Annotated in this window: 18 protein-coding genes; 7 read left to right on the forward strand and 11 right to left on the reverse strand. The window is 68.9% G+C overall.

Going from position 1 to position 21,155, the window contains the following annotated elements; translation table 11 throughout:
* The first annotated feature begins 7 nt into the window (after positions 1 to 7).
* Positions 8 to 2,545: a hypothetical protein gene (locus SYV04_RS21725; RefSeq protein WP_321547769.1), complete on the forward strand. Its 2,538-nt coding sequence runs from the start codon at positions 8 to 10 to the stop codon at positions 2,543 to 2,545.
* On the opposite strand, the gene SYV04_RS21730 is transcribed toward SYV04_RS21725, so the two are convergent.
* Positions 2,546 to 3,337, reverse strand: a complete 792-nt coding sequence (locus tag SYV04_RS21730) for a pseudouridine synthase (RefSeq protein WP_321547770.1) — start codon at positions 3,335 to 3,337, stop codon at positions 2,546 to 2,548. It lies immediately after the preceding gene.
* Positions 3,338 to 3,557: 220 nt separating this feature from the next.
* On the opposite strand from SYV04_RS21730, the gene SYV04_RS21735 reads away from it, so the two are divergent.
* From SYV04_RS21735 to SYV04_RS21745, 3 genes are read left to right on the forward strand one after another with little or no spacing between them, the layout of a single operon-like run.
* Positions 3,558 to 3,998, forward strand: coding sequence for a hypothetical protein (locus SYV04_RS21735; RefSeq protein WP_321547771.1), 441 nt, complete (start codon positions 3,558 to 3,560; stop codon positions 3,996 to 3,998).
* 11 nt (positions 3,999 to 4,009) lie between these two features.
* Positions 4,010 to 4,495, forward strand: a complete 486-nt coding sequence (locus tag SYV04_RS21740; RefSeq protein WP_321547772.1) for a phage holin family protein — start codon at positions 4,010 to 4,012, stop codon at positions 4,493 to 4,495.
* On the forward strand, positions 4,492 to 5,379 hold the full coding sequence (locus tag SYV04_RS21745) for a hypothetical protein (protein WP_321547773.1): 888 nt from the start codon (positions 4,492 to 4,494) through the stop codon (positions 5,377 to 5,379). The genes SYV04_RS21740 and SYV04_RS21745 overlap by 4 nt, the downstream gene beginning before the upstream one ends.
* 61 nt (positions 5,380 to 5,440) lie before the next feature.
* Here SYV04_RS21745 and SYV04_RS21750 read toward each other — a convergent pair whose 3' ends face one another.
* Positions 5,441 to 5,989: a GNAT family N-acetyltransferase gene (locus tag SYV04_RS21750; protein ID WP_321547774.1), complete on the reverse strand. Its 549-nt coding sequence runs from the start codon at positions 5,987 to 5,989 to the stop codon at positions 5,441 to 5,443.
* A gap of 80 nt (positions 5,990 to 6,069) precedes the next feature.
* Here SYV04_RS21750 and SYV04_RS21755 point away from each other — a divergent pair, with 80 nt between their 5' ends.
* Positions 6,070 to 7,311 (forward strand): threonine/serine exporter family protein, encoded by a 1,242-nt coding sequence (locus tag SYV04_RS21755; RefSeq protein ID WP_422723960.1) that lies wholly within the window; start codon positions 6,070 to 6,072, stop codon positions 7,309 to 7,311.
* 21 nt (positions 7,312 to 7,332) lie between these two features.
* Here SYV04_RS21755 and xdhB read toward each other — a convergent pair whose 3' ends face one another.
* The 3 genes from xdhB to SYV04_RS21770 are packed head-to-tail and all read right to left on the reverse strand — an operon-like array spanning position 7,333 to position 11,612.
* Complete coding sequence (xdhB, locus tag SYV04_RS21760; protein WP_321547775.1) at positions 7,333 to 9,705, reverse strand: xanthine dehydrogenase molybdopterin binding subunit; 2,373 nt, start codon at positions 9,703 to 9,705, stop codon at positions 7,333 to 7,335.
* A 4-nt stretch (positions 9,706 to 9,709) separates the two neighbouring features.
* Positions 9,710 to 11,161, reverse strand: coding sequence for a xanthine dehydrogenase small subunit (gene xdhA, locus SYV04_RS21765; RefSeq protein ID WP_321547776.1), 1,452 nt, complete (start codon positions 11,159 to 11,161; stop codon positions 9,710 to 9,712).
* Between the two features lie 34 nt (positions 11,162 to 11,195).
* Positions 11,196 to 11,612, reverse strand: a complete 417-nt coding sequence (locus SYV04_RS21770) for a DoxX family protein (RefSeq protein WP_321547777.1) — start codon at positions 11,610 to 11,612, stop codon at positions 11,196 to 11,198.
* Positions 11,613 to 11,730: 118 nt separating this feature from the next.
* On the opposite strand from SYV04_RS21770, the gene SYV04_RS21775 reads away from it, so the two are divergent.
* Complete coding sequence (locus SYV04_RS21775) at positions 11,731 to 12,822, forward strand: AI-2E family transporter (protein ID WP_321547778.1); 1,092 nt, start codon at positions 11,731 to 11,733, stop codon at positions 12,820 to 12,822.
* A 12-nt stretch (positions 12,823 to 12,834) separates the two neighbouring features.
* Here SYV04_RS21775 and SYV04_RS21780 read toward each other — a convergent pair whose 3' ends face one another.
* The 6 genes from SYV04_RS21780 to SYV04_RS21805 all read right to left on the reverse strand — a co-directional run bounded on the left by SYV04_RS21780 (position 12,835) and on the right by SYV04_RS21805 (position 19,815).
* A complete protein-coding gene (locus SYV04_RS21780) occupies positions 12,835 to 13,014 on the reverse strand; it encodes a hypothetical protein (protein WP_321547779.1) in 180 nt (59 codons plus the stop codon).
* A 417-nt stretch (positions 13,015 to 13,431) separates the two neighbouring features.
* A complete protein-coding gene (locus tag SYV04_RS21785; RefSeq protein WP_321547780.1) occupies positions 13,432 to 15,558 on the reverse strand; it encodes a dipeptidyl-peptidase 3 family protein in 2,127 nt (708 codons plus the stop codon).
* Between the two features lie 81 nt (positions 15,559 to 15,639).
* Complete coding sequence (locus SYV04_RS21790; RefSeq protein WP_321547781.1) at positions 15,640 to 16,152, reverse strand: ureidoglycolate lyase; 513 nt, start codon at positions 16,150 to 16,152, stop codon at positions 15,640 to 15,642.
* Between the two features lie 68 nt (positions 16,153 to 16,220).
* Positions 16,221 to 16,607 (reverse strand): DUSAM domain-containing protein, encoded by a 387-nt coding sequence (locus SYV04_RS21795; RefSeq protein ID WP_321547782.1) that lies wholly within the window; start codon positions 16,605 to 16,607, stop codon positions 16,221 to 16,223.
* Positions 16,608 to 17,484: 877 nt separating this feature from the next.
* Entirely contained in the window at positions 17,485 to 19,191 is a 1,707-nt protein-coding gene (locus SYV04_RS21800; protein ID WP_321547783.1) for a lamin tail domain-containing protein, read from the reverse strand.
* A 153-nt stretch (positions 19,192 to 19,344) separates the two neighbouring features.
* A complete protein-coding gene (locus SYV04_RS21805) occupies positions 19,345 to 19,815 on the reverse strand; it encodes a YqaA family protein (protein WP_321547784.1) in 471 nt (156 codons plus the stop codon).
* Positions 19,816 to 20,007: 192 nt separating this feature from the next.
* On the opposite strand from SYV04_RS21805, the gene SYV04_RS21810 reads away from it, so the two are divergent.
* On the forward strand, positions 20,008 to 21,144 hold the full coding sequence (locus SYV04_RS21810) for an oxygen-binding di-iron domain-containing protein (protein WP_321547785.1): 1,137 nt from the start codon (positions 20,008 to 20,010) through the stop codon (positions 21,142 to 21,144).
* The last annotated feature ends 11 nt before the right edge of the window (positions 21,145 to 21,155 follow it).

Here is a 21,155-nt window from a genome sequence, read left to right on the forward strand (position 1 = left end):
TTCCACCGTGTCCTCCTCCACTCCGGAAGCCGCTCGCGAAGTCCTCTCCGGCACGCCCTCCTTTCTCACCTTCGGTGCCTGGGAAGCGGAAGGCACCGTCTTCGAAGTCGCCAGCCGCCGCCGACTCGACACCCGTCAGGTCATCCCCTACTTCGAACACCTGGGCCGGTTGCACGTCGGCGTGCTCCAGCGGCGGCGTGCCTCTCGCGCCTTGCGCGGCGCGCCCCTGCTCGGCCTGGAGCCCATCGGCATCGACTTCGGCGGCGTGGATGAGACCGGTGACATCCTCGAGTACGGCCGCTCCGTCTTCAACGCGCGCACCCGCGTCCCCATCGATGAGCAGCGCCTGAAGGTCCCGCTGCCCAGCTACGCGCGCTCCATCGGCTACCTCACCGAGCTCACCCTTCCCCTCTTCCTCGCCATCCACCCTCCTTCCTCTCCGGAGATCGACGTCGAATGGGACGGGGCTCGCCATCGGCTCCTCTTCCGCCCGGCGGACGCGCTCTTGAACGAGGTGGAGGCCGGAGTTCATCCGCACAGCGAGGATCTGCTCCTGCTGCTGCGTGCCCTCCTGGGTCCCGTCACGGCTCCGGCGCGTCCTCCCCCGGAGGATTCTCCCGGAGCGCGCGCCCTGATCGAACGCGAGCCAACCCGGGTCTGGGACGTGGAGCGGCTCGCGGCTTTCGTCGAGCGCGCGCTGGATGCACAGACAGCGGCCGGGTTCCGGCGGCGACCGCCTCTCACGGGCGCGGAGCTGCGCTTCCTCCATGCACACCGCGTCCATCTGGACGGACAGTGGTGGGAAGTGGTGACGCCGGGAACGGGCCAGTCCCTCACGGTCCTCCCCTTCGTACGCCATGGGGGCGAGACGTACTTCGTCCTGTGGTCCGAGACCCGCGTCGCCGCCCTGGAGCGCCGCGTGCTCCAGCCGCTCTACGACCTGCCCATGCACCCGCGCTATGTGAACGCGACGGGCTTCTTCCTCACGCAGGCCGAGACCCGGGCACTGCCATCGGACACGGCGCTTCAAGAGCTGGTCGCCCGTCGGCTCGGCTCGGCGCTCGGGCAGCCCGTGGGGGTACGTTCGCTGCGGCGGCTCGGAGCCGGGGCGGAGCCCGCGCCGGCCGTGAGCGCCGAGGTGCGCCACCGCGTCGCCTGTGAGTTGGATGTCTCGGAGCTGCGCACGCTCCCGGACGAGGTGTTCCTCATCCGCGCGGCGGAGCTCTCGCGTGCCGTGGCCGAAGGCCGCGTGCGAGATCCGGTCATCGTCTCCGGGCTGCTCACGCTGGGAGCGGAGCTGGCCGTGGACCCCTTCCGAGAGGCCCGAACGGCCCCTGTCGAGTCGCGGCTGGGGTTCCTCGACACGATGACGCACGGCTCGACGGTGCAGCGGCGCCTGAAGACGTACTCCTCCATCGAGCAGGAACAGCTCCAGGCCCCCACCTACGCGCGGCTGATGACGCTGCTACAGCACGAGTACGGCGTACGGGTGGCCTACCCCCAGAACGAGGCGGACCGCTCCTTCTTCAAGGCCGCCTTCCGCGTCTTCATGGCGGCTGACCGTGGCGAGAACCGGGCGCTCCAGGGGCTTCACTGGTCCCATGACGCGTTCCACTTCGCGCTGGGCAACCACACCCTGCCCCCTCCCGCCGACTTCGAGCGCTGGTACGTGGAGGGCGAGCCGGTTCCTCCCGCCCCGCCCCCCGAAGGCCCTGCCTTCGAGCAGTACGCACGGGCGCTGAAGTCCTCGGAGGACGAGGCGACGTTCTTCAGCTTCTGGACGCTGTACCAGGAGGTCCCCTCCCTGGCCCGCTACGTGGGCTCGCTCACTTTCCATGAGGCGCTGCGCGACATGGGCATCACGGAGCGCGCGACGAGCCGATCCCTCTTCGACGCCCTGACGGTGCGCGCGGAGATCCCCACTGAGGCGGAGCGCTCGGAGGCCTACCGGAGCCGCAAGGACATCCGAGACCTCTTCGAGTACATGCGGGGCTTCCGGGACTACCACCTGAAGGACATCCGCGAGGCCTGGAAGTACGCCACGCGTGACATGTATCGGGGATTCTTCCTGCGCTTCGGCCTCTACTCGGGAGAAGCGGACGCGTACGTCCATGGGGTGAAGGCCTTCCAAGCCCGGCTGGATGCGTACCCGCCCGGCCTCAACCCGCTGCTGGCACAGTGCGCGGATGTACGGGTGGCGCTGGCGCTGCGTGTGTACGACGGCACCAAGGCACTCCGGCTGGTCCGCACCACCCAAGCGGACACGCAGGAGACCGCGCGCCAGCGGCGACGGGAGTTCCTGCACAGCGTGGTGGAGCCCTACTTCGCAGCGCTGGAGGAGCAGCACCGGGCACTGGAGGCGCTGCGCGCGCGCGTGCGGAACGCGGAAATGGTGCCGCTCAATGAGTACACCCACGCGGACATCCAGGCCCTGGCCGCCACGGTGGAGACCCTGCGAGGACGGCTCTGGGATGACGTGGAGCGGACCGGCCTGCTCACGGCCGAAGCGCTCGCTTCCGAGCGAACCCGCGAGCTCCCACGCTGATCAGGCGCTGAAGCCGAGCCCCTCCGCGACTTCACGGCCTTCCAGCATCCGCCAGGAGCCCACGGGCACATCCAGCACCACGGAGCCCACCGCCTCGCGGTGCAGCGTGCGCACCGGGTGCCCCACCGCGGCCAGCATGCGCTTGACCTGGTGGTGCCGCCCCTCGGTGAGCACCAGCTCCACCCGATCCGGCGCCAGCAGCCGCGCCTGCGCGGGAAGCGTCGGCCCATCGTCCAACACCAGCCCCTGCCTCAGCCGCGCAAGGGCCTCCTCCGAGGGCCGCCCCGCCACCTCGGCCACGTAGCGCTTGGGCAGGTGCGTCTCCGGGGCCGTGCCGTGCCGCACCACCCGCTCCTCGTTGGTGAACAGCAGCAGGCCCGTGGTGTCCCGGTCCAGGCGCCCCACCGCGTACCACTCGAAGCCCCGTAGCTCCGCGGGCAGCACCGCGCGCAGGCGCTCGAACACCGTCCCCACCGCCTCCGGGTCCGTCCCCGCCACGACGACGCCCGCGGGCTTGTGGAACATCAACACGTGCAGCGGCGCATCGAGGCCACGCACCTGCCCGTCCACCCGCACCTCGACTCCGGGAGGCACGGGCGCGAAGGGCTCCCGTTCGACCCGGCCCCCCACCTCCACCCGGCCCTCTTGAATGGCCCGCTCGGCTTCGGCCCGGGGCATTACTCCCGCACGCCCCAGCGCCCGCGACAGCCAGTCCGCCCGGCCACCGGGCGGCACCGGCTCCGTGCGCCGCCGCGCTGCTTCCAGCCACCGGGGGGTCTTCTTCCTCCGCACCGTGACGTCCTCGCCTGCTCGGGTTTATTCCCGAGGTGGACCACCGTACACCGCCGCGCTTCATTCCAGCGCATGCGCTCCTGGCCTCTGCCGCCTGCTCCGCGAGCGGTGCGCCTCCCGCGTCCGGCGGATCTCTCGCCGTGCATAGCTTTCTCTACATGAGGCGTCGTGCGGGCGGGCGGAACCCTGCCGCGATGGCGCACCACTCACGGGAGGCAACATGGCCAGTTTCATCGAAGGCAGTGGGATCCAAGGATCCAGCTACGTGAACAAACCCGGGCTCGGCGGAGACATCTCCGGCCAGGCCGGGACAGGCGCCGGAATCGCGCAGGCCGGCAAGGAGCAGGTGAAGCGACTGGGCGGTGTCACGCGCGAGCGCGTCTATCACCAGGTGGATGACAAGAAGGAGGAGTTCATCAAGAGCCTGCATGGCATCGCCGACTCGCTGCAGGGCGTGGGCAAGGAGGGAAACCTCGGCGCCGTACAACCCCTGGTGGAGAGCGCCGTCCAGGTCATCCACAAGGTGTCGGACCGCCTGGAGAAGGGTTCCACCGAGGAGCTGATTCGCGACGCGCAGACGCAGATCCGTCAGCGCCCCGGGCTCTTCATCGCCGGCTGCGTGGCCATTGGCTTCCTCGCGGGTCGCGTCCTGAAGATCTGACCGAGGGCGCCATGGAACCTTACGACTCTCGAACGAACGGACAGAGCACGAACGGCTCCTCCTCCTTCCAGTCCGCTGGGGTGGAGCGTGAGCCGTCCCGGCCCATCAAGGAGCTCGTCTCCGAGCTTCTCGACCAGGGCCGGCGCCTGGTGCGCGCGGAGGTGCAGCTCGCGCGGGCCGAGGTGAAAACGGAAGTGAAGAAGGCGTCGGTCGGCGTGGGCCTGACGGCGGGCGGTGGCCTGGTGGTGCTCCTGGGAGCGTTCACCTTCGTCGCCTTCCTCGTCATCGCGCTGGCGGGCGTCATGCCGCTGTGGCTGTCGGCGCTGCTCGTCGCGGTGGTGTTGCTCGCCGGTGGCGCGGGCATCGCCTACCTCGGCCTCCAGCGGATGAAGACAGTTCACGGACCCACGAAGACCCTTCAAACCCTCAAGGAGGACGGACAATGGGCGAACAGGACCATGCACTCCATGAAATCGCAGATGCACGGGCACGCATGAGCGAGATCGCCGACGAGCTGGCGCTCCACGCCCAGCCCGAGCGGGTGAAGGAAATCGCCTCGGAGAAGGTGTCCGAGTGGAAGGAGAAGGCCAAGGAGCTGGCCACGGAGAAGGCCGGCGAGCTGAAGCAGCAAGCCAAGGATGTGGCGGTGGAGAAAGCCACCGAGATCAAGACGCGCGCCAAGGAGGCGGTGATGAACAGGACGATGGAGTTGAAGGAGCGGGCGGACACCCCGCGAGGCTGGAGCCTCCTGGGGGCCATTCTCGGGGCCGGCGTGGGTGCGGTCCTCATGAAGAAGGCGTTCGCCGTTCGCGAGGAGCGCGCGGGCGATGGCTATGACCCCTCGGAAGCCATGCACTCGGTGAAGGACAAGGCGCACGAGCTGAAGGACAAGGCCGTGGGCGCCGTGGGGCAGGTTCGCGACCAGGCCTCGCACCTTCGCGAGAGAATCCCCTCTGGCGGTGAGATGAAGGTCCGGACCTCGGACTGGTTTGACCGGACCCTGGAGAGCCAACCCCTGATGCTCGCGATAGGTGGCATCGCGCTGGGCATGTTCGCCTCCATGCTCCTGCCTGTGAGCAACCGCGAGCGCCAGCTCATCGAGCCCGCCAAGCGCAAGGCGCAGGAGAGCCTCTCCCAGTTGGGGGACCAGCTCGAGCAGAAGCTTCAGGGCAATGCGGGAGACGTGAGTGCCTCCAGCAGTTCCATGAGCAGCTCCATGGACAGCTCGACGATGGGCTACATGGGAAGCTCGGAAGGCCTGATGGGGGCCGAGCGTCCGGGCTTCGAGGAGTCAGACCGCTCCGAAACCCTGGCCTCGCCCACGGGCTCGCGCATCCCGCCGCTGGCACCGTTGGATGACCTGACGTCGAAGATCCACTGAGCCGTCAGGGCTCAGGTGGCTGCCGGGCGCGCGGAGTGGGCTCCCGGCGGCCACCCCTCCGTTAGCGGCGTGGGCGCGCGGCCCACTCCCGGTCGAGGATGGCGTGGATGAGCGAGTCGCACCACTCGCCCTTGAGGAACACGTTCTCGCGGAAGTGCGCCTCCCGGCGCATGCCCAGCTTCTCCTGCACCCGAATCGAAGCGGTGTTGCGCGGATCGCAGTCGCCCCACACCCGGTGCAGCCCGAGCGTCCCGAAACCGAAGTCCAGCATCGCCTCGGCCGCCTCGGGGATGTAGCCCTTCCCCCAGCGCGAGGGATCGAGGATGAACCAGAGCGCCCCTTCGCGCTGCTCGGCATCCGTCACCTTCAGCCCACAGCGGCCGATGAGGGTCCCCTCCTCCTTCAGGACGACGGCCAGGTCATGGATTCGCCGGGGTGACTCGCGCGCCGTGGCCATGGAGTCCTGGATGTACTTGCGGCTCTCCTCCGGCGTCCGCACCCCATGGGACTGATAGCGCACGACGTCCGGATTGGACTCGTAAGGCCAGGTGGCACCCCAGTCCTCCTCCACGAACTCACGAAGCTTCAGCCGGGCGGTGAGCAGTTCCATGGGGAGCAGCGCACAGCGAAGGGGCCCGAGCGTCAAGCAGGGAGTTTGACTCGCCCCGGAGGCTCTGCCATGTGCCGCGCGTGATTCCACCCGAAGAGCACGCCTCGTTGAGCGAGCCGCCCCCCGGCCCGGCGGTAGCGTTCACGCTGCGACTGGGTCAGGCCCTCCACCGCTACGGCACTCCAGCCCACCGCCTGGAGGAGCAGATGCGGCAGGTGTCGGAGCGCCTCGGCCTCGAGGCGCGCTTCTTCTCCACGCCCACGTCCATCTTCGCCTCGTTCGGGCCGCCCGAGGCGCTGCGCACGAGCCTCATCCGCACCGAGCCCGGCGCCATGGACCTCGAGCGACTGACGCTGCTGGATGCGCTCGCGCTCGAGGTCATCCAGGGCAAGCTCACCCCGGAGGCGGGCGCGGCGCGAGTGGAGGCCATCCTCGCCGCGCCGACGCGCTATGGCCCGCTCATCACCCTGCTGTGCTGGACGGTGGGCGCCGCGGCGGCGGCGCGGCTCTTCGGCGGAGGGCCTCGGGAGATGGGCGTCGCGGCGCTGAGCAGCCTGCTCATCGGCGTGTTGGAGCAGCTCACGCGGGCGCGACCCACGACGGCCCGGGTGCTGGAGCCCGTGGCCGCGCTCCTAGCCTCGGCGCTCGCGGTGACGGCGGCCAGTATCATCGGCCCGCTGTCGGTCCAGGTGGCGACCCTCTCGGGGCTCATCGTGCTGCTGCCCGGACTGGGGCTGACGGTGGCCCTCAATGAGCTGGCCACGCGAAACCTCATCTCGGGCAGCTCGCGGCTGATCGGCGCGGCGATGGTCTTCCTCCAGCTCGCCTTCGGCGTGGCCCTGGGTGGGAAACTGGCCGAGCTGCTGCCCCCAGCCCTGCCGCTGCCCGCTCCGGAGCCCCTGCCCCTCTGGACGGCGCTGGTGGCCCTGGCCGTGGCGGCGCTGGCGGTGACCGTCCTCTTCCGGGCGCGCCCCCAGGACGCTGTGTGGATCATCCTCCTGGGAGGGCTCGCCTTCGGCGGAGCGAGGTTCGGAGCCCAGGGCCTTGGCCCGGAACTGGGAGCCTTCGTGGGGGCGCTGCTGCTGGGCATGGCGAGCAACGCGCTGGCGCGGCTGCGCAACCGACCGTCGGTGGTGACGATCGTCCCCGGGATGATGCTCCTGGTGCCGGGAAGCCTCGGCTTCCGCAGCCTGGAGTCCCTGCTCGCCCGGGACGTCCTGGCCGGCGTGGGCACCGCCTTCTCCATGGTGATGGTGGCGGTGGCCATCGCCGCGGGCCTGCTCATCGCCAACGCGCTGGTGCCCTCGCGCCGGGTGCTCTGAAGCCCGAAGTTCGCCCGAACTTCAGCGCCCGGTGCTTCTCGCGGCCTCCACCGCGCGGAGGATGGCTTCGGGCGTCGCTGGAGAGGCCAGCTGCACCTCCGTGCGCGGCGGACCGAACCCCGCGATGGCATGCCGCAGCGCCGTCACCGCGCCGATGGCGAGCATGAACGGGGGCTCCCCCACCGCCTTGCTGCCATGGATGGTGTTGTCCTGGGGCGCGCGCTCCAGCAGCGCGACTCGGAAGTCCTCGGGCGCGTCTCCCAGCGCCGGAATCTTGTACGTGTCCGGCGAGTGGGTCAGCAGCTGCCCCTTCGCGTTGAAGAGGACCTCCTCGCAGGTGAGCCACCCCAGTCCCTGGATGAAGCCGCCCTCCACCTGGCCCTTGTCGATGCTGGGCACCAGCGAGCTGCCCACGTCATGGAGGATGTCCACCCGACGCACGCGGTGCTCGCCCGTGAGGCCCGACACCTCCACCTCCACCACGGCGGCGCCAAAGGCGTAGTAGTGGAAGGGCTTGCCCCTGCCCGTCGCCCGGTCGTAGCCGATGTCCGGCGTGCGGTAGTACCCCGTCGCGGACAGGGACACCTGGGCCAGGTAGGCCGCCTGCGTCACCTCCTCGAAGCTCACCCGGCGCTGCGCTCGCTCCGGGTGGAACACCCCGCCCCCGGAGAACACGAGCTCCGCGCCACGCTCCACCTGCAAGAGCCGCGCGGCGACGGGCCGCAGCCGCTCGCGCAGCGTCTCGCAGGCGGCCTGGATGGCCATGCCGTTGAGGTCCGAGCCGCTGGAGGCCGCCGTCGCCGAGGTGTTGGGCACCTTGTCCGTCGCGGTGTGCATGACTCGCACGCGCTCGACGGGCACACCCAGCTCGTGCGCGCACACGGCCCGCATCTTGGTGTGCAGGCCCTGCCCCATCTCCGTGCCGCCGTGGTTGAGCTGCACCGAGCCGTCCGCGTAGATGACGACGAAGGCGCCCGCCTGGTTCAGGAAGCTCGTGGTGAAGGAGATGCCGAACTTCACCGGCTGGTAGCCGATGCCGCGCTTGGTCCACCGGGAGCCGGCATTGAACGCGTCGATCTCCTCCCGGCGGCGCGCGTAGTCACTGGAGGCCATCAGCTCCGCGTGGATGCGCGGTAGCCGGTTGCCCTCCACCGGCTGCTCGTAGTGCGTGCGGTGCTCCGGCCCCTGATAGAGGTTGCGGCGCCGCACCTCGGCCGGATCCAACCCCAGCCGCTCGGCGGCGCGGTTGAGCACCTCCTCCATCACGAACATGCCCTGCGGCCCACCGAAGCCTCGGAACGCCGTGTTGGAGGGGTAGTTCGTCCGCGCCACCTTCCCCAGCACGTCCACGTCCGGCAGGAAGTAGGCGTTGTCCAGGTGGAACATCGCCCGGTCCAGGATGGCGTGCGACAGGTCATTGCTCCACCCGCCGTCGGACACCAGCTCGGCCTTGATGGCCAGCAGCCGGCCCTCCGTGTCGAAGCCCGCGTCGAACCGAGCCCAGAACGGGTGGCGCTTGCCCGTGCGCTCCATGTCCTGGTCCCGGTTGAGCCACACCTTCACCGGCCGGCGGGTGACCACCGCTCCCAGCGCCGCGAGCGCCGCGAAGGGCGCCGCCTGCGTCTCCTTGCCGCCGAAGCCGCCGCCCATGCGCGGCACCTCCACCGTCACCTGGTGCCGGCCCAACCCCAGCACCTCCGCCACCTTCTCCTGCACCTCGGAGGGGTGCTGCGTGGAGGACCACAGGCGCACCGCCCCGTCCTCCTCCGGCACCGCCAGCGACACCTGCGTCTCCAGGTAGAAGTGGTCCTGCGCGCCCGTCATGCTCTCGCCCTGGATGCGCACCGGGGCCGAGAGCAGCACCTGCTCCGGATTCCCACGGCGAATCCGGTGCGGATCCGGGAACTTCGGGTGGGGAAGGAAGGACTCCTTCGCGATCGCGTCCCGGATGGTGAGGATCGCCGGCAGCACCTCGTACTCCACCTCCACCAGCGCGGCGGCCTGGCGGCAGAGCGCCGCGCTCTCGGCCACCACGAACGCCACCAACTGCCCCACGCAGTACACCGCGTCCACCGCCAGCAGCGGCTCGTCATGCACGCCCTTGACGGCGCACACGTCGTTCACCCCGGGGATGTCCTGGGCGAAGAGCACGGCGTGGACTCCCGGCAGCGCCCGCGCCCGCGTGGCATCCCGGCGCACCAGGCGCGCGTGGGCATGGGGCGAGGCGATGACGAGGCCCACCAGCGAGCCCGGCGGCGTGGGCAGATCATCCACATAGAGGGCTTCGCCGCTGGTGTGCTTCAGCCCACTCTCGTGGGGCGAGGGAGCGTGCAGCGGGCTCCTGGGCTCGGGCTGCTGCCGAGGAGCGATATCGGAGGAGGGTATGGCGACCATCTCTTCACCTCACCTGGACCGTGGCGGCGTGGCGTTCCTGGAGTCGCGGAGCGGGCTCCGCCAGCGTCTCTTGGAAGAACCCTCGCAGCAGGTTCTTCGCTACCAATGCCCGGTACCAGGTCGAGCCGCGATGATCCGTGAGCGGCGTGAAATCCTCATCGAGGTGGGGGAGCGCCGCCTCCACGCTCGCCTCCTCCCAGGGCTTCCCCACGAGGGCCTCCTCGGTGCGCCGCGCACGGGCCGGCCGAGCCGCCATGCCGCCGTAGGCAAGCCGCGCCTCCGCCACCCGTCCCTGCGCGTCCACCACCACCCGGAAGCCCGCGGCCACGGCGCTGATGTCCAGCTCGCGGCGCTTCGACACCTTGTAAGCGATGGTCCGCGCGCCAGCGGGCTGAGCCGGCACCTCCACGAAGGCGAGGATCTCCCCCCGCTGGAGCGCCGTGCGGCGGTAGGCCACGAAGAAGTCCTCCAGCGGCAGGCGCCGCTCGCCCGCGCGCGAGAGCAGCACCGCCTCCGCGCCCAGGGCGATGAACACCGGCGCCAGGTCTCCAATTGGCGAGGCGTTGCACAGGTTGCCGCCCACCGTCGCGCGGTTCTTGATCTGCCGCGCGCCGAAGTAGCGCAGCATCCGCTCCAGGGGCGGGCAGGCCGAGCGCGCGTAGTCCTCCAGGTCCGTCAGCGACACCGTGGCGCCCACGCGGTGCCCACCCGCGCGCGGCTCCAGGGCTCGCAGCGATGGCAGCGCCTCCAGGGACACCAGGATCGGCGGCTCCGCGTAGCGCTTGGTCACCTCCAGCGACAGGTCCGTGCCGCCCACCACGAAGCGGGCCTCCGGGTTCGCGTCCAGCACGTCCCACAGCGCCTCGAGGGTGGCCGGCGTGAAGAAGCGCTGGGAGCCCGCCGCGTAGCTCAGCTCCATGGGCTCGGGCTTCGTCTGCACCAGGGCCTTGGAGAAGCGATCCACCGGGTTCAGCCCCGCCACGCGCGCGGTGGCCTCGCGGATGGGCCGATAGCCGGTGCAGCGGCAGAGGTTGCCGCACATCTGGGCATCCAGCTTCCAGGGCTCGTCGAAGTCCTTGCGGTGACAGGCCTCCAACATCGCCATCGCCACGCCCGGGGTGCAGTAGCCGCACTGAGAGCCCAGCGCCTTCGAGAGCTCCTCCTGCACCACGTGGTACTTGCCGCTCTCCTTGAGCGCCTCCACGGTGTAGACGCGCTTGCCCTGCAGCATGGGCAGCAGCAACAGACAGGAGTTGATCGCCCGAAGGGCTTGGGCCCCCTTCCCGTCCTGCTCCAGCACGGCCACCGTGCAGGCGCCGCAGTCACCCTCCGCGCACCCTTCCTTGGTGCCTGTCAGGTGTGCGCGTTCGCGCAGGTAGCGCAGCAGCGTCGTGGTGGGAGAGAGGCCCGACTCTTCGACGAGCCGGTCATTGAGGTAGAAGCGCAGCCGGTCCATTCCGGGGCACTCTACCCCAGCGGCGCCCGCCGCCTCACCCTCGGTTGAAGAAGACAGCCGCCAGGCTGACCAGGAAGTAGGGGGCAATGCCCGCCGCTCCCGCGTAGTCCTTGGCCAGGCGCTGGCCGCCCAGCAGGGCCAGGAAAGTCACGCCGCTGAGCATCCCTCCGATACAGGCGATGCGCCCCGAGCCGGTGGCCACCAGCATCACGAGGCCCACCGCGCACAACAGCCCGTCGAGGATCTCCAACACTGTGAGTGTGGCCAGCGCGGGCTTCACCTGTCCCCGCAGCACGGGCACCTTGGAGAAGAGCTGCGTCTGCCAGCCCAGGTTGCCCTTCCAGTCGAGGACCTTGTCCAGGCCGGACTGGAGGAAGGTGATGGCCAGGTAGGCCACTGGCAGCACCTGCAACATCCAGGTGGCGAACTGGGGCGAGTCGAGGGGCGGCATCGCGCCCACTCTACCCGCCTCGCGCCCGTCCCCAAGCGCATCTTCAACGTGTGGAATTCACCGTTGCGCGCCGATTCTCCCTTCCACCCCGCTCGGGACGTTCTTAAGTCGGCGCCATATGGCCTCCGACTTGACTGCCCGGCGCGTCTTCACGGCACTCATCATCATCTCGATCCTCTTGCTGGCGCTGGTCATCCAACCCTTCGCCAAGGGCCTCTTCCTGGCCGCGGTGCTCGCCGGAGCGCTCTATGGCACCCACAAGCGGCTCACCCGCGCCTTCCGCGGGCGCCCCAACCTGTCGGCGGGCCTGCTGTGCTTCGGCGTCATCATTGCCCTGCTGCTGCCGCTCACCGGCTTCACCGCCTTCCTCGTCACCGAGGCGGCCGATGGCGTGCGCTTCATCCAGGAGACGGTGAACAAGGAGGGCATCGAGGGACTCGTGGATCGGCTCCCCGGCCCGGCGCGCAAGCTCACCGAGAACCTGATGGACCGGCTCGCGGTGGAGGAGACGCAGCTGGACAAGACCCTGGAGCAACAGGTGAGCAGCCAGGGCGGTACCGCCGCCAAGGCCGTCACCGGCGTGGTGGCCGCCACCGGCTCCTTCGCCTTCCAGACGGCGATGATGCTCATCGCCTTCTTCTTCCTCCTCGTGGATGGACGCAAGCTCGTCGACTGGCTCGAGAGCATCTCCCCGCTCCAGACCGGGCAGACCACGGAGATCCTCATCGAGTTCCGCCACGTCGTCATCGCCGTGCTGATGTCGTCCCTGGCCACCGCGGGCGTGCAGTCCGTGGCCGCGCTCGTGGGCTACCTCATCGCCCGGGTGCCCGTGCCCTTCTTCTTCGCTGGGGTGACGTTCTTCCTGGCCCTGGTGCCCGCCATCGGCGCGGCCGTGGTGTGCCTCGTCGCCGCGCTGATCCTCCTGGCCACCGGCCACCCCTGGGCCGCCCTCTTCCTGGCCGTCTGGGGCGTGGTGGTGGTGGGCCTGGTGGACAACGTCATCAAACCCCTGCTCGTGCGGCGAGGCCTGCACCTGCACGGGGCCATCGTCTTCTTCTCGCTGCTGGGAGGCCTGGCCGCCTTCGGGACGGTGGGCCTGCTCATCGGCCCGCTCATCGTCTCCTTCTTCCTGGCGCTGCTGCGCATCCACGAGCGCGACTACGGGCGGGCCTCTCCTCAGCCCTCGGCGCCGGCGACGCCGCCCACCTGAGGCGCCCCTGCCCTACCAGGATGCGAAGGACTCCTCCCACAGGTCGTCCACATCCTCGACCAGGGGCTTGTCCCGGCGCGTACTCGGAGGCCGCGTCCCCCACTCGTAGGGCTGAGAGGCCGCCGCCGCCCGGGGATTGGAGGCGTCAAGGCGCTGCGGGTCGAGGGCGGTGTCGAACTCTGGAGTGGTCATGGTTCCCTCTGCGTTCGGTCCGTGGCGGGTGTTCAGCGCAGGATGAAGGCAATCCGCATGCCAGCTCAGCCAAGCCTGATAAACGTGTAAATCCTGCCCACTCGTGAATCTGGGGCTTCCTACCTGGAACCGGAAGCGGGGGGAAGCCAATTTCGGGGGGTTGGCGACCCCGTCCTCCCCCGCATTTGTTGCGTGTTCGCGCATCTTTGACGTCCCCGGAGGTAGGGCACCCTAGTGCGGCGATCTGACATTTCTGTCCTGTCGCGCGCATTTGCCCGAACGGCGGGCGCACTGGTGCCTGAAGGGGCTCCCTGCGTCCAGGGCCCCCTGCCCGCCGGCTATCCGTCAGTGGACGGAACCGCGTGACCTGGGGGCCACACTGTCCGAAAGGCGAGGCTCCGAGGCCACACCGCTGCGTCAGGGCGACGCGGAGGGCTGGGCCGATACCGCGGCCGGGGCCTTCACGACGAGGGTCTTGTAGACGTCCTTCAACGTCTCGGGCGCGCCCGCCAGCTGGGCGGCGACCTTGGTGGCCTCGGCGGGAGGCAGCTTGCCGAGCACGCTGCGCTCGAGGTGCTGGGCGATGAAGCCCTGGGTGGACTCCACCTTCAAGTCCATCACCTGCCCCTTGGCGTCGAGCACGGGCACCAGGCGCGGCGCGGTGAGGAAGAGCACCGCCGGCACATCCGCGGCCTTCACGCGCGCGGCCACCTCGTCGCGCAGCTTCGGATCGAACTTGATGCCCTTCTGCGTCACCAGGTCTCGAATGGCCGCGTAGTCGCCGGTGGCCTTGATGACCATCAGCTTGGAGAGCAGCTCGCCCACCGCCTCGCGCATCTTCGCGAAGTCCGTCACCACCCAGTAGGTGCGCTCGCCCTCCACCACCTGCTTCACCACGCCCTTGTCGATGAAGAAGTTCACCGTCATGTGGTGGCCGCGCTGGTGGTCCTCCTCGAACTCGGCCCCCTTCTCGACGCGTGCCAGGTTGGTGAGCCCCTCGACGAGGAAGTCCCGGTACATCTGCTGGGCGATCTTCTCGTGGTCCGGCGACAGCTCCGCCAGCGAGGGGTCGAAGGCGTGCCAGAGCGCCACGAGGTCGGCGCGCGCCTCCTCCAGCGTGTTGTCGTACTCCTTGAGGAACTTCGAGGGCGGCTGGTTCTTGAGCTTCTTCTTGTCCACCTGGCCGGAGGCATGGCCGAGCACCTCATGGAAGGCCACCAGCCACTTGCGCGCGGTGGCCGAGTACTTCTCGGCCTGGGCGCGATCCTCGGGCGTGCGGGAGAACTCGAGCGCCAGCGGCAGCCGGCGCAGCGCCGAGGCCGCCTCCATCACGTTGGCCACCAGCACGCTCTTGCTGCCGTACTTCTCGCGGATGTTCTGCTCGTTGGGCAGGTTGATGCCGGCGGGGGGCTGCGGATAGGTGGCCACCAGGCTGATGGCCTTGGCCACCGGCAGCGCCACCTTCTTGCGCTTGTAGGCCTGGGGCCAGGGCATGCGCTCCTCGAAGTACTGAGCCCGCTTGCCGATGAGCACCATGATCTGGTTCTCCGTGGGGTCGCGGTAGTTGATGAGCGCCTCCCACTGGCCCTTCTGCCCGCGCGGATCCACGTACGTCTCGACGAAGCCCATGGTGGCGTCCACCGGCGGATCCGCCTTCAGCCAGGCGATGTTGTAGGCGTCCCAGTCCTTGGGGTTGCCCGTCTGGAAGTAGCGCACCAGCTTGCCGAGCACCGGCTTCTGCAGCTTGTTGGCGGACTTCGTCGCCTCCTGCAGGTGGGCGATGACACGCGAGAGTTCCTCGGCATACAGCCCCGCCGGCACCTTGCGGTCTCCGGCGCGGAACACCTGCTCCACCAGCTTGCCCTTCACCTTCACCACGCGGGAGTTGAGCGGGTTCTTCTCCTTGAAGTCCTCCAGGTCCTTCAGCGTCACCCCGGGCCCGTAGGCGGTGTTCGCCGAGGCGGTGATCATGTCCTGCCCCTGCGGCGGAGACTTCGAGGTGAGCGAGGGCTCGAAGTTGGCATCGAAGATCGTCGGCTGCAGGTCCTTGAGCCAGGTCCGCAGGGCCCGCTCGTCCTTCACGCCGAAGGGAGCGCCCGCGCGGTAGGCGCGCACCGCGGCGGCCTCCAGCTCGCCGGAGGTGAAGCCGGGGACGAACTTCTGGCCCGTCACCTGGTCGTGGTTGCCGGAGTGGCCGTAGAAGCGCTCCAGGTAGGCGGTCAGCCGTTGGTCGAAGAGGCCGGGGCCGCCCGCGCCCTCCTGGCCGAAGAGGTAGACGCCCTCCAGCAGGCGCTTGAGCTCCACCACCCGCCAGCCGAGCTGGTCGTAGGCGATGTCCTCGCCCGCGTGAGCCGCGAGCGTCAGGTGCCAGGCGACGCGCTTGTCATCCGCCGAGAGCTCGGTCACCCCGGGCGCGAAGATCTGCGCGATGGCGGTGTTGCCCGAACGCGCCTTGAGGAACGTCTTCGCCGGGACGGGGCCGGGGGCCTCGGGCTTCGCCTGGGGGGCGGCGGCGAGCAGGGCGACCAGGAGAAGGGCGTTCATACGGGCTCCAGAAGAGGACAGGAGCCTCGCAGTTAGCACCCGTCCACCCTCTGTTCCAGTTTGGGACCGCCCTCCGGCCGCTCAATCGCTGGTCACGAGCAGCGGCGCCGTCAGCGGGCGCTCCTCGCAGTCGCGCGCGGAGCCATCCTCCCAGGCCAGCATCAGGAAATCGGCCGGCCCCTCGAGGGCGATGATGGGGTGGTGCCAGACCCCGGCGCGGTAGTTCACTCCTTGTCCGGGCCCACAGAGGAAGGCCCGCAGGCCGGCGAGATCCGGCTCGCCCTGGGCATCATCCGGGCAGACGACGACCAGGAAGCGCCGGCAGGCCATGGGCACGAACATCTGCGTCGAGCAGGGGTGGCGCTCCAGCAGACGCACCTGGAAGGGCAGCGCCTTGGGTACCGAGTGGAACACGGCCAGGTTCGGCCGCGCCTCGGGCCGGCTGCTGGCGAGCTGGGCGACGTGGTTGTACCGGGTGGCCGTGCCCTGGTTGGCGCTGGCGCCTCCGGCGAGTTCCGAGCCAATGACTTCCCCGAATGGGGCGAAGGCCTCTCGTGTGAGGGGCTGTGCCTTCAATGGAGCGCGTGTGCTCATTCGAGAGAATCTTCGCTCCGTTCTGGCCTATGACGCCAGCACGGTCCGGGCTCGCAGTGGCGCGACTGCTACTCCACTTCACCGAGGCATTCCAGCTGCCCCTCAGCAATGTCCCGGTAGTGTGGCACGACCTCGACAGCCAGGATCTCACGCATCTGCTGACATGCCCCCTCGAGGTCCCCCGCATCCCGCAGGCGGTACATCTGGTGCAGTCCTCGTGAGAGTCGGCGCGAGCCCTCCGTGATGCGGCGCCGGATTTCGTGGAGCAGCGTGGTGGCGCTCTCCGTGGAGGTGAGAGCCGCTTCCGCTTCTGCCTCATGGATCGCCACCGTTGGAGCGGTGCGCCGGAGGAGGGCGCGTGCCTCGTCAGTGAGTACAAGCGGCTCGCCCTGCTGCACCCGATTGTCCAGCATCCGGATGGGATACCAGTCGTCCTCCAGGTTCTTCTCCGTCATCTTCACAGCCCTTTCTTGCCGGGCGGCCAGCACATCCCGAATGGCCAGTCTTGCTGTCCCTCACAGCGTCGGAGGCAAGCGTAACAGGGGCCTTGCCAGTTCGGTTCGGCCTGGCAAGCCACGTAGTTTCGGATGCACTCCTGTTTCCACTCTGGCAAGTGGGTGTTGTTGGCGAAGTCATCCGCCTTTGCAGCGTCTGCTTCTGCTGCCTCCTCACCATCCTGTGTGGCCATCGTCGCTGTCTCGGTCCGCACGTCCCCGCCGAGTTGCTCCAGGACGGAGAGGATGCGTGCCGCTTCCAGGGGATCCGCGCCACATCTCTCGACGAAGGTGAGGGGGTGGTTCTGGATACAGCAGCTCATCGAGTTCCAGCAGGTTCCAGCAGCCTGCGCCAAGTAGATCGGGTCGCTCGGGGCGATGGAGTGGCTCGCCTCGGGCTGACGGCTCGCCGTGGAGTGAGCCCCGGAGGAACAGCCCCCCATCAGGCCCGTGAGGATGACAGGCAACCAGGGCGCAAGGGCGCGACTCAGTGATTTCATGAATTACGTTATAGAAGACCGGGCGCGGAGGGCTGAAAGTCAATCAAGGGAGGCTGAGGTGTCGCCCCCAGGCAAACCATGCGCCTCGCGCCCCGGACATCCTTCATGAACTGGCTGTGGGCCTCGCATAAGGGAACGCCGTTCGACGAGTCATGCCTTCGACGAGAGTTCCTCCGCTTCTTTCGATCGCCCTACTCTGCACATCCCTCGTGTGGCCCTGGCTCCCACTTCCAACGGGTTGGAACCAGGCCGCACTTCCAACGGGTTGGAACCGGGCGCTCACTTCCAACGGGTTGGAAGTGAGCGCCTATCCTCGCGTGGATTTTCAGAGGGTTACGTCAGTACGCGGTGCCGTTGGCGCGCTTGCCCGGCGAGGACGCGGTGCTCCCCACGCTGGTGTGTAGGACAAAGGAGCCAGTGCTGCTGCCATCCGGGCTCCGGTTGGCCGACACGCCGTCGGTGCCCGAGAGCGACGAGCTATAGGTGAGGGTGTCCATCGCCGTGCCCGACGCGTTCTTCAGCGTCACGGTGTCCCCGCTGTTGGACAGGTTGAGCTGCGCGGTCGAGGCCCCCACCGCGTTGGTCAGCCCCGCCGGGATGCCAGCAGCCGCCCCGAAGACCACGATCGCCTTGCCCGCGGCCAGGCTCGTGCCGCTCGCGAAGGTGTGCCGCGTGCCCGTGGCGTCGGAGATCGTCCAGCCCGACAGGTCCACCGCCGCGGTACCCGAGTTCACCAGTTCCACGAACTCGCCGTTCACGTCCGAGCCCGCCTCGTTGGCCAGCACCTCGTTGATGAAGACCTTGCCCGTGCCCGTCGGCGTGGTGGTGATGGTGAAGGCCGTGTTGCTCATGTCGGTGAGGGCGGAGTTGGACGCATCGCTCACGCGCACCCGCGCGGCGGTGGAGGCGGTGCTCGGCACCGTCCAGGTGTAGCTGCTCGCGGAGGCCGCCGTGCTGGAGGTGATGACGGTCCAGGTGCTGCCATTGAGCGTGTACTCCAGCTTCACGTTCGTCACGCCCGTGGCCGCCCAGGTGATGCTCTGCGAGCTGCCCGCCGTGAAGCTCTCACCGCCATTGGGCGAGTTCACCGTGACGCCCGCGGTCACCGTGTCGCTGGGGATGAGGAAGTCCTTGATGACGGCCATGTGCTGCATGTTGGTGGCGCCGCTGTCGGAGCTCAGCGCCGGGGAGATCTCCGAGATGGGCGAGTAGACGCGCGTATCAATCACCGTGCCGGCGGCGAAGCTGCTGCCGCCGATGACGGTGGCCGTCTGATAGGCACGCAGGTCGCTGTCGACGAGAACGTGGTCATACGGCTTGCCGCGGCTCGCGTTGGTGTTGGTGTTGCCGTTGCGGTCGGCCGGGTACGGGGACGCCGTCGACACCACCTGCGAGAAGGTGGAGAAGGCGGCCTCGGAGCGGCTGTCGGTGTTGAAGTCACCACCGATGGCCAGGTAGTCGCCCGTGGGGATGTTGGCCTTGATGAAGTTGACCAGGTTGACCGCCTCCGTGTTGCGCACGCTGGAGCTGGCCGTGAGCAGGTGCACGCTCACCACCCAGAGGTCCTTCGGGCCGGGGACGTCGATGCGGGCCCAGGCGAAGTCACGGTTGGTGACCTGGTTGTCGTCCCACTCGCCCGAGGCGATGATCGGGTAGCGGCTGATGACGCCGTTGGGGATCTGCGCGCCGGCCTCGCGGTAGTAATAGAAGCTCGAGCCGAACGCCGTGTTGACGAAGCTCCGGATGGCGGTGGCCGAGTTGTCGCCGTAGTTGAACTCCTGAATCATCACCACGTCCGGATCGGTGCCCTGGAAGATACGGGTGCCGTTGCCAGGGTCGTAGCTCTGGAGGTTGCCACTGGTGGTGTTGGCGGCCATCAGGCGCAGCCGGACGCTGGCCAGCGCGTTCTCCTGGGTCGCCAGGGCTTCATCGCCCGCTCCTTCCAGTTCCGTGCCTCCACACGCCGCGAGCGTCAGGGAGAGCACGGCCGCCAGCAATCGACGGTCGAGGAGTGAGTGCCTCAAGGAGGGTTCGATGATTCGCACGTTGTCAGGTCCTGCCCCGGGGGGAGCGGTGGGAGGGTTGACGGAGACACCAGGTCTCCATGGGAAGCAGGGCTGAAGACCTGCTCCTCCAAGTATCTTTATCGATTTCGAGAGCAGGCGCGTTGCGTGAAACACAGTGAAATACACAATCGCTCACAGTGCGGTCATCACGGACACCGCAACGAACGCGTAACGCAGGCCCTTGCCCAGCGTGGTGAACACCAGGAAGGGCACCGCGCGAACTCCGACGACCCCCGCGGCGAGCACAAAGGCGTCGCCCACCACGGGCAGCCAGGAGAGCACGAGCGCGGGCGCTCCCCACCTGCGCAGCCGCTCGCGGGCGCGCTCCAACCGAGGCCCTTCACGCTCCATGCGCCGCGAGGCCCACCGACCCAGGCGCCCTCCCCCGCCCCGCGCCACCCAGAGGCCGAGCAGGTAGAGCGACAGCGCGCCCAGCACGTTGCCCACCGTCGCCACCATCACCGCCCACACAGGAGACCCGCCGCCGTGGAGAATGGCCACAAGCAACGCCTCGGACGGCATCGGCACCACCGAGCCCGCCAGCATGGCGACGACGAAGAGCCCTGGCAGACCCCAGGTGGCGAGCGTGGAGGGATCAAACATGTCTGGGTACACTTTCGTGTACCACACCCCGGGTGAAACACTCCGGGGAGCCGCACATTTTGCACCGCGCCCCGCACGCTCCTGGCACTCGCGCAGGACTTGCGTGCGGGGCAGGACTTTCGGGCAGCCCTCGGGGTGGCATGTCCGTTGCTCCGTGCAGGGGCATCCCTCTTCCTGGACACCTCTGCATCGATGAGCACTTCTGTCCCGAGTCCTGACCTCCGCCTGGTCCCCGTCGAGATTGCCCCCGAGACCTTCTGGGTCGGCAAGCGCGAGCAGGGCAGCATCTTCTACGCGAACCCCTACCTGCGGCGCTTCCGCGGCACGGATCCCAAGACGCAGAAGCAGACCGAGTTCAACCTGCTGATCGACCCCGGCTCCAGCAGCGACTTCTCCACCATCCACACCAAGGTGACGTCGCTCATCGGCGGGCTGGATCGCCTCTCGGCGCTCTTCATCAACCACCAGGATCCGGACGTCGGCTCCTCGGCGGCCATCCTCTCGGCGCGCTATGCCCCTCGGGCCGGCATCGTCTGCTCGGAGGACACGTGGCGGCTCATCGTCCACTTCAACCTGCCGCGCAACCGCTTCATCGCCACGGAGAAGTTCGCCCAGGGCTTGAACGTGCCCACCGGGCACCGCCTGGTGCCGGTGCCCTCGCCCTTCTGCCACTTCCGCGGCGCGGTGATGCTCTATGACCCGCAGACGCGCGTGCTCTTCACGGGGGACCTGTTCGGCGGCCTGACGGACGCCAATGCCCAGGGGCTGTGGGCTCAGGAGTCCGACTGGACGGGCATCCGCGCCTTCCATCAGATCTACATGCCGGTGAACGCGGCGCTGATACGCGCGGTGGCCGCCATCCGCAAGCTCGAGCCGGGCGTGGAGATCATCGCGCCCCAGCACGGGCGCGTCATTCGCGGGGCGCTGGTGCAGCAGTTCCTGGACCGCATGGAGCGACTGCAGGTCGGCCTGGACATCATGGACGAGGCCCAGGACCGCACCCACCTCCAGGCATGGAACTCGGTGGTGGACCGCGTGGTGACGCTGGCGCGCGGCTACCTGGGCACCTCCGTGGAGGCCAAGCTCGCCACCAGCCAGGAGCTCACGGACACGGCCGCCTTCGATGGCAAGCGCCTGAAGGTGAACCGGATGGGCAAGTGGACCCTGGAGCATGTGGTGGATCTGCTGTGCCAGGGCGAGCCGCCGGAGATCTCCGGTCCCATCATCGTGGAGGCCACGAGCGCCGCCGCCGAGTACAACCTGCCCACGCCGCACCTGGACCTCGAGGGCACCGCGGCCCCCGCCCAGGTGTCGCTGCTCAACAACTGAGTGGCGCCCGT

This window comes from Hyalangium ruber (assembly GCF_034259325.1).
GTDB lineage: Bacteria > Myxococcota > Myxococcia > Myxococcales > Myxococcaceae > Hyalangium_A > Hyalangium_A rubrum.

Coding starts and splice junctions, on each gene's coding strand:
- SYV04_RS21735 (WP_321547771.1), top strand. CDS start 3,558: ATGGCCAGTTTCATCGAAGGCAGTGGGATCCAAGGATCCAGCTACGTG.
- SYV04_RS21740 (WP_321547772.1), top strand. CDS start 4,010: ATGGAACCTTACGACTCTCGAACGAACGGACAGAGCACGAACGGCTCC.
- SYV04_RS21745 (WP_321547773.1), top strand. CDS start 4,492: ATGAGCGAGATCGCCGACGAGCTGGCGCTCCACGCCCAGCCCGAGCGG.
- SYV04_RS21750 (WP_321547774.1), bottom strand. CDS start 5,989: ATGGAACTGCTCACCGCCCGGCTGAAGCTTCGTGAGTTCGTGGAGGAG.
- xdhB (WP_321547775.1), bottom strand. CDS start 9,705: ATGGTCGCCATACCCTCCTCCGATATCGCTCCTCGGCAGCAGCCCGAG.
- xdhA (WP_321547776.1), bottom strand. CDS start 11,161: ATGGACCGGCTGCGCTTCTACCTCAATGACCGGCTCGTCGAAGAGTCG.
- SYV04_RS21770 (WP_321547777.1), bottom strand. CDS start 11,612: ATGCCGCCCCTCGACTCGCCCCAGTTCGCCACCTGGATGTTGCAGGTG.
- SYV04_RS21775 (WP_321547778.1), top strand. CDS start 11,731: ATGGCCTCCGACTTGACTGCCCGGCGCGTCTTCACGGCACTCATCATC.
- SYV04_RS21780 (WP_321547779.1), bottom strand. CDS start 13,014: ATGACCACTCCAGAGTTCGACACCGCCCTCGACCCGCAGCGCCTTGAC.
- SYV04_RS21785 (WP_321547780.1), bottom strand. CDS start 15,558: ATGAACGCCCTTCTCCTGGTCGCCCTGCTCGCCGCCGCCCCCCAGGCG.
- SYV04_RS21790 (WP_321547781.1), bottom strand. CDS start 16,152: ATGAGCACACGCGCTCCATTGAAGGCACAGCCCCTCACACGAGAGGCC.
- SYV04_RS21795 (WP_321547782.1), bottom strand. CDS start 16,607: ATGACGGAGAAGAACCTGGAGGACGACTGGTATCCCATCCGGATGCTG.
- SYV04_RS21805 (WP_321547784.1), bottom strand. CDS start 19,815: ATGTTTGATCCCTCCACGCTCGCCACCTGGGGTCTGCCAGGGCTCTTC.
- SYV04_RS21810 (WP_321547785.1), top strand. CDS start 20,008: ATGAGCACTTCTGTCCCGAGTCCTGACCTCCGCCTGGTCCCCGTCGAG.